This is a genomic window from Saccharopolyspora sp. NPDC002578 (genome assembly GCF_053592695.1).
On record NZ_JBSFWJ010000070.1, the window covers coordinates 1 to 13,570 of the forward strand.

At 71.7% G+C, this 13,570-nt stretch carries 9 protein-coding genes; 7 read left to right on the plus strand and 2 right to left on the minus strand.

Translation table 11 applies throughout. From position 1 onward, the window contains the following. Positions 1 to 137 precede the first annotated feature (137 nt). From ACWD38_RS24950 to ACWD38_RS24975, 6 genes are all read left to right on the plus strand, one after another. Positions 138 to 1,370: a sarcosine oxidase subunit beta family protein gene (locus ACWD38_RS24950; RefSeq protein WP_184478729.1), complete on the plus strand. Its 1,233-nt coding sequence runs from the start codon at positions 138 to 140 to the stop codon at positions 1,368 to 1,370. A gap of 296 nt (positions 1,371 to 1,666) precedes the next feature. Further along, positions 1,667 to 1,945, plus strand: coding sequence for a sarcosine oxidase subunit delta family protein (locus tag ACWD38_RS24955; protein WP_184478730.1), 279 nt, complete (start codon positions 1,667 to 1,669; stop codon positions 1,943 to 1,945). Beyond that, positions 1,942 to 4,779 carry a 2Fe-2S iron-sulfur cluster-binding protein gene (locus ACWD38_RS24960; protein WP_450125022.1) on the plus strand — a complete coding sequence of 946 codons (2,838 nt, stop codon included), beginning with the start codon at positions 1,942 to 1,944 and terminating at the stop codon, positions 4,777 to 4,779. Before ACWD38_RS24955 ends, ACWD38_RS24960 begins: the two co-directional genes overlap by 4 nt. Then, positions 4,772 to 5,359 (plus strand): sarcosine oxidase subunit gamma, encoded by a 588-nt coding sequence (locus ACWD38_RS24965; RefSeq protein ID WP_450125023.1) that lies wholly within the window; start codon positions 4,772 to 4,774, stop codon positions 5,357 to 5,359. Before ACWD38_RS24960 ends, ACWD38_RS24965 begins: the two co-directional genes overlap by 8 nt. 299 nt (positions 5,360 to 5,658) lie before the next feature. Continuing rightward, entirely contained in the window at positions 5,659 to 6,741 is a 1,083-nt protein-coding gene (locus tag ACWD38_RS24970; protein ID WP_450125024.1) for an S-(hydroxymethyl)mycothiol dehydrogenase, read from the plus strand. A gap of 48 nt (positions 6,742 to 6,789) precedes the next feature. Next, on the plus strand, positions 6,790 to 7,419 hold the full coding sequence (locus ACWD38_RS24975) for an MBL fold metallo-hydrolase (protein WP_184478734.1): 630 nt from the start codon (positions 6,790 to 6,792) through the stop codon (positions 7,417 to 7,419). 11 nt (positions 7,420 to 7,430) lie between these two features. Here the strand turns inward: ACWD38_RS24975 and ACWD38_RS24980 are convergent, their stop codons facing one another. Further along, a complete protein-coding gene (locus tag ACWD38_RS24980; RefSeq protein ID WP_184478735.1) occupies positions 7,431 to 8,090 on the minus strand; it encodes a TetR family transcriptional regulator in 660 nt (219 codons plus the stop codon). Positions 8,091 to 8,187: 97 nt separating this feature from the next. Between ACWD38_RS24980 and ACWD38_RS24985 the strand changes: the two genes are divergently transcribed. Beyond that, the gene (locus tag ACWD38_RS24985) at positions 8,188 to 9,150 is read left to right on the plus strand and encodes an NAD(P)-dependent alcohol dehydrogenase (RefSeq protein ID WP_184478736.1); all 963 of its coding nucleotides are present in this window, start codon (positions 8,188 to 8,190) and stop codon (positions 9,148 to 9,150) included. Positions 9,151 to 9,609: 459 nt separating this feature from the next. On the opposite strand, the gene ACWD38_RS24990 is transcribed toward ACWD38_RS24985, so the two are convergent. Then, on the minus strand, positions 9,610 to 13,545 hold the full coding sequence (locus ACWD38_RS24990; protein ID WP_450125025.1) for an nSTAND1 domain-containing NTPase: 3,936 nt from the start codon (positions 13,543 to 13,545) through the stop codon (positions 9,610 to 9,612). Positions 13,546 to 13,570: the final 25 nt, after the last annotated feature.

Sequence of the window (13,570 nt, forward strand, 5' to 3'; positions counted from 1 at the left end):
TTCACCGAAGTCGCCGACATCATCGCCCACGCACTCCAACCCACCCTCACCCCCGACACCACCACCCAACTCCGCAACCGCGTCGAAACACTCGCCAAAAAACACCCGCTCTACCCGGCTTTGAACGGAGGGCTCTGATGACGCCGCGCACGCCGGGCGCCGAGCTGCCGGAGCACCCGGACTGGCTCTGGCACTCCCCGGAACCGAAGAAGTCCTACGACGTGGTGATCGTCGGTGGCGGCGGGCACGGCCTCGCGACCGCCTACTACCTCGCGGTCAACCACGGGATCACCAACGTCGCCGTGCTCGAAGGCGGGTGGCTCGCGGGCGGGAACATGGCACGCAACACCACGATCATCCGGTCGAACTACCTGTGGGACGAGAGCGCCGGGCTCTACGAGCACTCCCTGAAGCTGTGGGAAGGGCTGGAAGAGGCGCTGGACTACCCGCTGCTGTTCTCGCAGCGCGGCGTGCTGAACCTGGCGCACTCGCTGCAAGAGGTGCGCGACAGCGTGCGGCGGGTCGAGGCGAACAAGCTCAACGGCGTCGACGCGGAATGGCTGGATCCCGCGCAGGTGGCGGAGATCTGCCCGATCCTGAACACCTCGGAGGACCTGCGCTACCCCGTGATGGGGGCGACGTGGCAGCCGCGGGCGGGCATCGCCAAGCACGACCACGTCGCCTGGGGGTTCGCCCGCGAACTCGACCGGATGGGCGTGGACCTGGTGCAGAACTGCCAGGTGACCGGGTTCGAGCGGGTCGGGGACCGGGTCGTCGGGGTGACCACGACGCGCGGCGCGATCCGCGCGGGCAAGGTCGCGCTGGCGGCGGCCGGGCAGACCTCGGTGCTCGCCGACGAGCTCGGACTCCGGTTGCCGATCCAGAGCCACCCGTTGCAGGCGCTGGTCTCCGAACTCCTGGAGCCGGTGCACCCGACGGTGGTCATGTCGAACGCGGTGCACGTCTACGTCAGCCAGGCGCACAAGGGAGAACTCGTCCTCGGCGCGGGCATCGACTCCTACAACTCCTACGGCCAGCGGGGCGCGTTCCACACCATCGAACGCGAGATGACGGCCGCTGTGGAGCTGTTCCCGATGTTCTCCCGCGCGCACGTGCTGCGCACCTGGGCGGGCGTCGTCGACGTGACCCCGGACGCCTCCGCGATCATGGGCCTGACCCCGTTCGACGGCCTCTACGTCAATTGCGGTTGGGGCACCGGAGGATTCAAGGCCACACCGGGCGTCGGCTGGTGCTACGCGCACACCATCGCCCACGACGAGCCGCACCCGCTCAACGCCCCGTTCGGCCTCGACCGCTTCACCACCGGAGCCCTCGTGGACGAACACGGAGCAGCAGGCGTCGCGCACTGAGAGCTCTTTCGGGCGGTTTGCTCGCTTGAGGTCGGACTCCCTCCTACGGATCGCGAATGGATCGACGTGAAGCAGCTTTTCGGTTGTCGTTGTCTTGTCAGCGGCGGAGCCGCTGAGCAGTGACCACGTACGCAGCCGGAGCACCGGCGGGTTCTCAGCGGCCTTCTCGCGAGGACAGCCATTTCGCGGAGTAGGGAGCTACTTGAGAAATGGATCCCGCAGCGAGAAGGCCGCTGAGGTTCCGCTACCCGACCCCGTACGCACAATGAGATCAAACGCAGTCTGAGGAGTTCGCCGTGCTGCTGATTCCCTGCCCTTGGTGCGGGCCGCGCAATGAGATCGAGTTCCACTACGGCGGCCAGGCCGATGTGAGCTATCCCGAGGATCCGGACTCCGTGTCCGATGTGGACTGGGCGCACTTCCTGTTCTACCGCGACAACCCGAAGGGCGTGCTCGCGGAGCGCTGGTCGCACCAGGCGGGGTGCCGGCGCTGGTTCACGCTCCGACGCAACACGGTGACCAACGAGATCCACGTCGACGACGACGCGAGCGAAGCAGGGGCGGTGACGAGATGAGCAACGAGTTCAGGCTCGCCGAGGGCGGTCGCATCGACCGCGGGCGCCCCGTCCGGTTCCGGTTCGACGGCCGGGAACTCCAGGGCTACGAAGGCGACACGCTCGCCTCGGCGTTGCTGGCAAACGGGGTTCACCAGGTCTCGACCAGCATCAAGCTGGGGCGCCCGCGCGGCATCATGGCAGCGGGTCCCGAAGAGCCGAACGCGCTGGTGCAGGTGGAGCGGCCGTTCCCGGAGCCGATGTTGACGGCGACGACGGTCGAGCTGCGCGACGGGCTCGAAGCCACCGGCCTGCCCGGCCAGGGACGCCTCGCGACCGAACCGGATCCGGCGCGCTACGACGCGATGCACGCCCACTGCGAAGTGCTGGTCGTCGGCGGCGGGCCCGCCGGTCTCGCCGCCGCGCTGACCGCGGCCCGCAGCGGGGCGCGGGTCGTCCTGGCCGACGCGGACGCCGAGTTCGGCGGCGGCCTGCTCGGCACCGGTGAGCAGCTCGACCGGGCCCCGGCCACCGACTGGGTCTCGCGAGCGGTCGCGGAACTCCGCTCCTGCCAGGACGTCCGGCTGCTGACGCGGACGTCGGTGTTCGGCCACTACGAGGACAACTACTTCGTGGCCGTCGAGCACCGGGGCGACCAGGCGCACACCCGGCAGCGGATCTGGCGCATCCGCGCCCGGCAGGTGGTCCTGGCGACGGGCGCGCACGAACGGCCGCCGGTGTTCGCGGGCAACGACCGGCCGGGCACGATGCTCGCCGGAGCCGCCCGCACCTACCTGCACCGGTACGGGGTGCTGCCGGGGCGGCGCGCGGTCGTGTTCACCACCCACGACAGCGCGTACGCGGCGGCGATCGACCTGCACGACGCCGGGGCCGACGTCGCCGCCATCGTGGACGTGCGCGAGGTCGCTCCGGCGTACTGGGCTTCGCTGTGCGTGGAGCGCGGGATCACCATCCGGGCCGGTGCCACCGTCGCCGGGACCTCCGGGACCGACCGGATCACCAGCGTGCACCTCGCGAACCTGCGCACCGACGCGATGATGAGCGTCCGCCAGGTCGTGGGCTGCGACCTGCTGCTGGTCTCCGGGGGCTGGAACCCCGCCGTGCACCTGCACTCGCAGGGACGCGGCGCGCTACGCTACGCCGAGGACATCGGCGCCCTCGTGCCCGGTGACATCGACGGCGGAGTCCGCTCGGCGGGTGCCGCGACCGGCGCGTTCACCACCGCCGAGTGCCTGCGCTCCGGCGCCGAGGCCGGGCTGGCCGCGACCCGCGCCGCCGGGTACGACGCGGAGCTCGGGCCGCTGCCCACCGCGCAGAACCTCCCCGCGCCGCAGGGGCGCACCGCGTGGTTGCTGCCGAGCCCCGCGGACTCCGCGGGCACCAGCCAGTTCGTGGACCTCGCGCGGGACGTCACGGTCGCCGACATCCGCAAGGCCATCGGCGCCGGGATGGAATCGGTCGAGCACATCAAGCGCTACACGACGATCGGCACCGCCCACGACCAGGGCAAGACCTCCGGGACGAACTCCACCGGGATCATCGCCGAACTGCTCGGGCGGGACTTCGCCTCGGTCGGGAACACGACGTTCCGCGCCCCCTACGCGCCGGTGGCCTTCGCCGCGCTGGCCGGCCGGGACCGCGGCGACCTCTACGACCCGGTTCGCGTCACCGCCATGCACGACTGGCACGTCGAGCACAGCGCCCCGTTCGAGAACGTCGGCCAGTGGAAGCGGCCCTGGTACTACCCGCTGCCCGGCGAGAAGATGGACACCGCCGTCCTGCGGGAGTGCCACGCGGTCCGGTCCGGAGTGGGGATGCAGGACGTCTCCACGCTCGGCAAGATCGACGTGCAGGGCCCGGACGCGGCGGAGTTCCTCGACCTCGTCTACACGAACAAGATGAGCACGCTCAAGCTCGGCCGCATCCGCTACGGGCTGATGTGCACCGCCGACGGCATGGTCTTCGACGACGGCACCGTGATGCGCACCGGCGAGCAGCGGTACCTGATCAGCACCACCTCCGGCGGCGCCGCCGGGGTGCTGGACTGGCTGGAGGACTGGCTCCAGACGGAGTGGACGCACCTGCGGGTGCACCTGACCTCGGTCACCGAGCACTGGGCCACGATCGCGCTGGCCGGTCCGCGCTCGCGCGAGGTGCTGCGCCGGGTGGCCGCGGACCTCGACCTGGACAACGAGAACTTCCCGTTCATGTCCTGGCAGGACGGCATCGTCGCGGGGCGGCGCGCGCGGGTGTGCCGGATCAGCTTCTCCGGCGAACTGGCCTTCGAGATCAACGTGCCGCGCTGGTACGGCCGCGAGGTGTGGGAGGCGCTCTACGACGTGGGGGAGCCGTTCGACATCACCCCGTACGGCACCGAGACGATGCACGTGCTGCGCGCCGAGAAGGGCTTCCCCATCGTCGGCCAGGACACCGACGGGACGGTGACGCCGCACGACCTCGGGATGAGCTGGGCGGTGTCGAAGAAGAAGCCGGACTTCCTCGGCAAGCGGTCGTTCAGCCGCGCCGACACCGTCCGCGCCGACCGCAAGCAGCTCGTCGGGCTGCTGCCGCACGACGACATCCTGGTCGTCCCGGAAGGCGCCCAGCTGGTGGAGACCCAGGTGCTGCCCGCGCCGCCGGTGCCGATGCTCGGGCACGTCACGTCCAGCTACCGCAGCGCCGTGCTCGGCAAGGGGTTCTCGCTGGCCCTGCTCAAGGGCGGGCGGGACCGCATCGGGGACACCGTCTACAGCCCGATCGGCGGTCGGCTCGTGGCGCTCGAAGTGACCGAACCCGTCTTCTACGACAAGGAAGGAGCACGCCGCGATGGCTGAGCCCTACGGCGATTCCCCGTTGACCTCCCGCGCGGACCTGCTGGACCGGCACTCGGTGCCCGGTGCCGTGCGGATCACCGAAATCCCCTTCCTCGCCCAAGTCGGGCTCCGGGTGGACCCCAAGGGGGTCGCGGCCGAACGCATCGGCACCGCGATCGGCGCGATGCCGCCGAACCTGCCGGGCACCACCGTGCGGGCCGGGGAGCTGCTGGCGCTGTGGCTGGGCCCCGACGAGTGGCTGCTGGTGGGCCGCGAGGGGACCGCGGAGTCCATTCAGGACATCCTCTTCGCCGCGCTGGGGGACGAGCACGGAGCGGTGGTGGACCTGTCGGCCAACCGCACGATCCTGGAGGTCTCGGGTCCGAAGGCGCGCGAGGTCCTCAACAAGGGGTGCGCGATCGACCTGCATCCCCGCGTGTTCGGGGCGGACCGCTGTGCGCAGACCTTGCTGGCACGGGCGGGCGTGGTCCTGGTGTGCCGGGACGCCGAGCAGCCGAGCTTCTGGTTGCTGGTGCGCTCCTCGTTCGCCCGCTACGTCGCCGACTGGCTGATCGACGCGTCAGCCGAATACGCGAACTGAGGATTTGTTCCCGGCTTGCTCGGTGGGTCGGGTGGCGGAACCTCAGCGGTTTCCTCGCTGCGCCCCTGGCCGGGTGTCACAGCTTTTTCCCGAGTGGCTCCGCCACGAGGGAAAAAGCCGTCCTCGCGAGGAAACCGCTGAGAACCCGCGAGTGGTCGGCCTGCTCAAGCCGGTCACTGCTCAGCGGCTTCGCCGCTGACAAGACAACGACGACGAACGCCGCTTGCCTGGAACGACGAGATCGTTCTCGGTTCGCGAAGACCGTCAACACATCCCCACACGGAATGGGAGTTTCGCCAGTGACCGCAGTGCGTGGCGTGGTGGCGACCGGACGAGGCAAGCCGGTCGAGGTCACCACGATTCATGTTCCCGACCCGGGACCGGGCGAGGTCGTCGTGCGCGTGCAGGCGTGCGGGGTCTGCCACACCGACCTGCACTACCGCGAAGGCGGCATCAACGACGAATTCCCGTTCCTGCTCGGCCACGAGGTCGCGGGCGTCGTCGACTCGGTCGGCGACGGCGTGGGCAACGTGGCACCGGGAGATTTCGTCGTGCTGAACTGGCGGGCGGTCTGCGGGGTGTGCCGGGCGTGCCGGCGCGGCCGTCCGCAGTACTGCTTCGACACCCACAACGCGGCGCAGTCGATGACCCTCGACGACGGCACGCCGCTCTCGCCCGCGCTGGGGATCGGTGGCTTCGCCGAGCGCACGCTGGTCCACTCAGGACAGTGCACGAAGGTGGATCCGGCGGCACGGCCCGCGGTGGTCGGGCTGCTGGGCTGCGGTGTCATGGCCGGCATCGGTGCCGCCGTCAACACCGGCGGCGCGGCGCCCGGCGACTCGGTCGCCGTCATCGGGTGCGGCGGCGTCGGCAACGGTGCCATCGCCGGAGCCGACATGGCGGGGGCTCGCAGGATCATCGCGGTGGACAAGGACCCGGCGAAGCTGGAGTGGGCGCGCGAATTCGGCGCCACCCACACCGTCAACGCTGCCGAAGCCGACACGGTCGAGGCCATCCGCGAGTTGACCGGCGGCAACGGCGCGGACCTCGTCGTCGACGCCGTCGGCGTGCCCCAGACCTACACCCAGGCCTTCTACGCGCGCGACCTCGCGGGCACGGTGGTGCTGGTCGGCGTGCCGTCGCCGGACATGCGGCTCGAACTGCCGCTGCTGGACGTGTTCGCGCGCGGCGGATCGCTCAAGTCGAGCTGGTACGGGGATTGCCTGCCGGAGCGGGACTTCCCGATGCTGGCGGAGCTCTACCAGCAGGGCAGGCTGCCGCTGGAGAAGTTCGTCACCGAGGAGATCGCGCTCGACGACGTCGAGGCGGCGTTCGAGAAGATGCACCGCGGCGAGGTCCTGCGCTCGGTGGTCACGTTCTGACGCCGAACGCCGGACGAGGGTGAACAGGACGACCTGGAAGGGATCAAGATGGCCGTTCGCATCGATCACGGTACGACGACGGGGAAGTTCTCCCTCGACGGAGAAGTCCACGAGGTGACCAACAACGCCTGGGTCGTCGGGGACGAGCACGAGTGCGTCGTGATCGACGTTCCGCACGACCTGGACGCGATCCGGGACCTGGTGGCGGGGCGGAAGGTGCGCGCCGTGCTGGCCACCCACGCCCACGACGACCACGTCCGGCTCGCGCCCGAGTTCGCCGACGCCGTCGGCGCCCCGCTGCACCTGCACCCCCACGACCTGCCGCTGTGGCGGTTGACCCACCCGGAGCGGATGCCGGACGACGGGTTGGCGGACCGGCGGCAGATCGCCGTGGGGCGGGCGGTGCTGCAGGTCGTGCACACGCCGGGCCATTCGCCGGGGTCGGTGTGCTTCTACTGCCCCGACCTCGGCACAGTGTTCACCGGGGACACGCTGTTCGCGGGCGGGCCCGGTGCGACCGGGCGGTCCTTCTCCGACTTCAGGACGATCACGAAGTCGATCCGGGAGCGATTGCTGGTGCTGCCGGACCGGACTCGGGTGCGCCCCGGGCACGGCGAGAGCACGACGATCGGCGCCGTCAAACCCCACTTCGAGGAGTGGGTCGCGCGCGGCTACTGAACAGCCGCGGATCAGGGCCGCGCCGGGGGCCGGTCGGCTGTGAGCGGGAGGTTGCGCAGCGGCAGATCGCTGGGCGGTGGCAGGACTTCCCGCGCCGCTTCGGCGCGGAAGGACTGGAGCAGGTACGCCACCAGGCGCCGGGACGCCGCCCTGTCGTGCGGCAGGGCGGCGACCAGGCCGCAGTGCGCCAGCAGGGCCACACCGAGATCGGAGGGGTGGAAGTCGGCGCGCAGCGCGCCCGCGGCCTGGGCCCTGCGGATCAGGGCCTTGAGCTCCCGTTCGGCGCGGCGCGCGTGGTCCGCGGTGCTGCCGGGGAAGGCGGTCGCGAACGCGGCCGAGAACCCCCGTTCCTCCCGCTGCAGCTCGCAGGCCGTCTCGACCAGCCGCCGGAAGCCCCGCCAGGGGTCGGGGTCGGCGACGGCCTCGGTGAGCGCCTGCCCGCAGGTCTCCAGCTGCCGCGCGAACGCGGCGCGCACCAGGTCGTCGCGAGCGGGGAAGCGGCGGTACAGCGTCGCCACGCCCACTCCGGCCCGCCGGGCCACGGTCGCCATCGGTGCCTCGATCCCGTGCTCGGCGAACACCGCGCGGGCCGCGACGAGGATGCGTTCCCGGTTGCGGCGGGCGTCGGCCCGCAGCCCCTCGTCGTCCGGTATCCGAGAAGATTCCGCCACCACTGTCTCTCACCTCCGGCTGAAACGGACGGTGCCGTCCACTTCGCAGCCTACGCTCGGCCTCGATACCGGCCGTGCTCCTGCGAAGGTGGCGACGATGGACGACCGCACGATGAGAGCCGTGCTCTTCGACCGCTACGGCGGCCCCGAAGTGCTGTACGCGGGCCGGGTGCCGCGCCCCGAACCGCAGCGCGGCGAAGTGCTCGTGCGGGTGCGCGCGTTCAGCGTCAACGGCGGCGAACTCGCGGCCCGCGCCGGCCGCGTCCGCCTCCTCACCGGGAGGAGGTTCCCGCAGCGCATCGGCCTGGACTTCACCGGTGAGGTCGCCGCGCTCGGCACCGGTGCGACGGGCGTCGCGGTCGGCGACCGGGTCTGGGGCGTGCTGCCGCGCACCGGCTTCGGCAGCGCGGCCGAGTACGTGGCGGTGCGGGCCGACCGGCTCGGCCACATCCCGGAGGGCGTGGACCTGGTGGACGCCGCCGCGCTGCCGGTGGCGACCACGGCCATCACGGCACTGCGCGACAAGGCGGGGCTGCGCCCCGGCGAACGACTGCTCGTCCGCGGTGCGGCGGGCGGCGTCGGCAACGCCGCCGTCCAGCTTGGACGGGCCTGGGGCGCCGAGGTCACGGGCCTGGCGCGCGCGGCCAACCTGGACTTCGTCCGCGAGCTCGGCGCTCAGCACGCCATCGACCACCGCAGCGCCGCACCGCGGGACCTGGGCCGGTTCGACGTGGTCCTCGACACCGCGGGCACGGACCTGCGCGCCTTCCGGGGGCTGCTGGTGCCGGGCGGGCGCATGGTGACCATCGCCTTCGACCTGGCGCGGCCCGCCGCGTCGCTCGGCTCCATCGCCGCCAGCGCCGTGCACGGGCGCGGGCGAGTGCGCTTCTTCAGCGGTAATCCGACGCGGGCGCTGTTCGACGACCTCGCCCGCGAGGTGGCGGCGGGGAACCTGCGTCCCGCCGTGGACGCGCGCTTCCCGCTGGAGGAGACGGCGGCGGCGCACCGGGCGCTGGAAGCCGGGGGAGTGCGCGGCAAGTACCTGATCACCGTCGACTGACGAACCGCTGGTTTGGCCTTGGCTTGAGTAGTGGGTCGCTCAGCGGAACCTCAGCGGCTTCCTCGCTGCGGGATCGATTTCTCATGTTTGCCATACACAGCGAAATCGCTGTCCTCGCGAGGAAGCCGCTGAGAACCCGCCGGTGGTCTTCTTGCTCAAGCTGGTCACTGCTCAGCGGCTCCGCCGCTGACAGGAGAAGGATGAGGAATGTCGCTCGCTCGGAGCGGCTGGATCAAAGACAGGTGGTCGGCGGCTTCTTCGCTGCCTGTTTTCCTGGTGTGGCCGCGATTTCTGATGTATGCCCGGTACACGGCGAAATCGCTGTCCTCGCGTGGAAGCCGTTGAGAACCCGCGGGTGGTCGTTTTGCGCAAGCTGGTCGCTGTACAGCGGCTTCGCCGTTGACAGGACAACGGCCACGGACGTTGCTCACGGGAAAAGCCAAGATCAATGGCGGGTGGTCAGTCGCAGGGGCGTTCGGTGGTCACGTCGAGTTGGCGCAGGACGGAGGTCTCCGGTTCGGTGAAGTCGCGGTCGCCGAGTCGGCACAGGTCGTGGAACCACCGGTCCGGATCCAACGGGATCGGACTCCGCCGCGACGGCGTCGAGTCGGCGAAGAACACGCCACCTTCGATCGCGGGAACGTCCGTTCCGGTCGCGTTCGACGCGACGGTCCCCGCGAGCCGGCGCTCCTTCCAGTTCCAGATCTGCAGGCCCTCGGAATCGTCTTCGGTGAACAGGTGGTCCCCGGAGAAGCCGAGGGCGTCGCCGGTGTCCGCGTTGATCTTCGGGAGCACCACCCGCTCGTCGAGGTCGACGAGCGTGATCCGGCTCGGGTAGCCCCCGGTGACGGCGGCGGTCGAACCGTCCTGGGACACGACCGCTCGCACGGTGGCACCGGAGCCGTCCAGCGGGAACTCGTGCAGCGGCTTGCGGGACGCGACGTCCCACAGCAGCAGCCGCCCGTCGAGCGCCACCAGCAGCTCGCCGGGGTGTCCGGGGCGGGCGGTGACCTGGGGGTCCTTCGGCAACCGTCCTCGCGCGTCCGCCTGCCCCAGCACGACGGGCGGTGCCGCCCGGTCCTTCGTCCGGAAGTCCCAGGACGACAGCATTCCCGCGCTGCCGACCACGAACTCGCCGTCCGCCGCCCGCGCCACCGAGATGTTCCGGGTGTCCTCGCTGCGCTCCGAAGGATCGTGACCCGGCGGGGTCGGCAGCGTCCGTTCGCCCTCCAAGACGAGATCGGAGGTGCGGTAGAAGCGCAGCGTCGACTCGTGCGCGACCGCGAGGTGCTCACCGGTCGCGTCGAACGTCGCGGTGAACGCGGAGAGGAAGGTGCCGTCCGGATCGGGGACGGCCGCCGTCGCGAGCACGGTGCCGTCCGCGTCGTGCAAGGTCAGCTCCGCGCTGCCGGGAACACCGGCGTCGCGCGCCGTGAGCCACCGCCGCCCGTCCTCGGACGCCGCGAACGACTCGCCGCGCACCTGCTCGGTGACGGTGGGAACAGCGCTCGCTTCCACCGCGCCGTCGCGCTGGTGCACGGACGTCAGCTCCCCGTCGTCGCCAGGCACCAGAGCCGGTAGTTCTTCCACGTCCGTGTCGACGTCGAAGGCGCCCGCGAACGTCCGGAGCCCGGTCGGCCAGTGGATGATCGCCTGCGTGTTCCGGTACGGGACGTCGGACAGCACGTACTGACCGGTGAGGTCGGTGTGGAGGCCGCTGCACGGGGTGCCGGGCAGCTCGGTGACGCGATCGGTGCGCAGGTCGACGACCTGCACCGCGGTATCCGCGCACCGCGCCAGCACCGTCCCGTTTCCCGCGAGCACGTCCGAGGATTCGGGCGGGTGGGTGCGGAGGATCGCGCCGGAAGCCAGGTCTAGGCGCTCCACGATGTCCGGGCCTGCGCCGCCGCTGCGCTCGGTGATCAGCGACTTCCCGTCCGACGACGGGTGCACCGCCGTCAGCGGGGTGCCGGGATCGAGCGCGATCCGGTTGGGGACCTCCTGCCCGGTCACCAGATCCCACACGTGCACCGGCTGCCGCGCTGTGCGCGAGTAGAGCGCGAGGAACCGGCTGTTCCAGCTGAAATCGGCGGCGTTCGCGTCGTTCAGGACCGATTCGTCCTGCGCCACCAGCGGAATCGGCCGGTCCTCATCCGTCAGGTCGAGGAGCCGGACGCCCCTGTTCGGTCCGCTTTCGAACACGATCAGCATCCGGCCGTCCGGGCTGAGCCCCACCTGGCCCGCGGGGGACACGACCGGATCGACCGGGAGGTCGCGGTGCCGGGGGTGCGGTCCGGCGAGGCCCGACCACAACGTCGGGGGCGCGGCCGGATCGGAGTGGTGCGCCAGCACGACACCGCCGTCGGAGCTCGCCTGCAGCTGCGAGACGTCGGCGTCCGGGATCAGGCCGGGGCCGAGGACCCGGTGCACCCCGTCCCAGTGCAGGCGTTGCTCGAACAGGGCGGCATAAGCCTCGTCGCTGTCCGGTTTCTCCCGATATGCCGCCAGGACCAGTTGCAGCGCCTGACGCGGGTCGACCTCGGCGGCCCGCTCGGCGGCCTGTGCGAGCAGGCGGGCGTTGCTGGTGCGCAGCTGCTCGTCGACGTCGCCGGCGAACTTCCCGACGGCGCCGGTGAGCAGGACGGCGACGAGCGCGAGGGCCACCGAGATCGCGGTGATGGTGCGCCAGCGGCGTTGGGACCGGCGCTGCGCGTCCTCGCTGCGGGCGATGAACTCCCGTTGCGGCGGGGGAACGTCGTCGGGGCGCCTGCGCCGCCACTGCGCCGCTTCGGCGAGCGGAGCGCCGCTGAGCTGGCCGCCGGAGTCGCGCAGGTCGTCCAGCCTCGCCAGCCAGGCGAGGAAGACGGCGTCCTCGTCGAGCCGTTCGCGCAGCCTCGGCCAGTGGTCGATCAGGGCCTGGTGCGGCAGTTCCACCTGCCCTTCCCGGATGACGACGAGCCGTGCCGCGGCGAGCCGGTCGGCGACGGACCGGAGGTCGTCGCCGAGTTCGTCGAGGTCCGCGCGGCGGCGCGTGTGGCCGCCGTCGCCGTCGGGCCGGGTCAGGCTGATCAGCAGCCGCTCGGCGCGCGCCGCCTCCGCCGGGCCGAAGGCGGCGAGCGCGGCGTCGGCGTGCTTGCGCAACGCTCCGGGAAGTCCTCCGAGCTCCTGGTACGCGGCGTGGGTGAGCCAGCGGCCGCACCGGCGGTCCCACAGCTGCTTCAACGCTTCGGACAGCAGCGGGAGCGCGCCGTGCCCCGGCGGGCAGTCGTGCAGGACGGCGTCCACCAACCCGGCTTCGAACGCGAGCCCGCCGTCCTCCGCTGGACGCACGATCGCCGCGCGGAGGTCGTCGCGGTCCATCGGGTCCAGCAGCCACACCGCGTCGTTGAGCTTCTCGCGGGTGCCGGGCCCGATCAGGGCGTCCAGGGACCGCGAGCGCAACGTCAGCACCACCCGCAGCCGACCGCCCGGTGCCGCGTCGATCCGGGCGATGACCTGCGCCAGCCGCTCGCGGGCGGCGTCGGGGTCGGCGATGACCGACTCCTCGAACTGGTCCAGGAACAGCACCGCTTCGCCGTCGGAGACCGGGACGGAGCCGAGCGGGTCACCGGGGCGCAGCTCGGCGACCGCGACGCCCTGCCGCGCGAGCCGGGGCAGCAGACCGGCTCGGACCAGCGACGACTTCCCGCTTCCGGAGGGCCCCACGACGGCGACCAGGTCCCGCGAGGTGAGGCGGCCCAGCAGCTCCTCGACCGCTTCGTCCCGGCCGTGGAAGCGCGCGGCGTCCTCCGGCCCGAACGGCGCCAGCCCGAGGTACGGGTTGGGCGCGTCGGCGGGCCACCTGCCGAAGGACGACAGCGGCACCAGGTGCGCCGTCGTCGCGGTCGTCCCGGACCGGGTGACGACCATCCCGACGACGCCGCCCAGCTCCTCGTCCCACACCGGGGATCCGCTGAACCCGCGCACGATGCGCTCGTGATCGGGATCCACCCGCATCTGGACGCGACCCCGGCCCTGCGTTCCCGCGAGGGAACCGGACACCCAGACGCCGTCCGGTTCGGCGTCGGTGAACCCGAGCACGCGGAACCGGTGGTCGCGCACGTCGCAGTCCAGCCGGACGGGGGTGGGCCGTGCCCGCTCCGGTGGGGCGAGCAGTTCCAGGATCGCGACGTCCTCGACGTCGTCGCGCTCGACCACGTCCACCGCGCAACCGTCGGAGCCGAGCAGCGGGAACTGCGCCCGCACCTCGTCGAACCCCGCGATGACGTGCGCGCACGTGGCGATCAGGCCGCCGGGCAGCGTGAAACCGGTGCCGAGCAACCGCCCGCCGCAGACGAGGCGGACCAGCGACGCGGCCAGCGGTTCGGCCGCGGCCGGGTCAGGACGTTCGCTCATGGCACGGCACCCGCGCGGTTCCGGA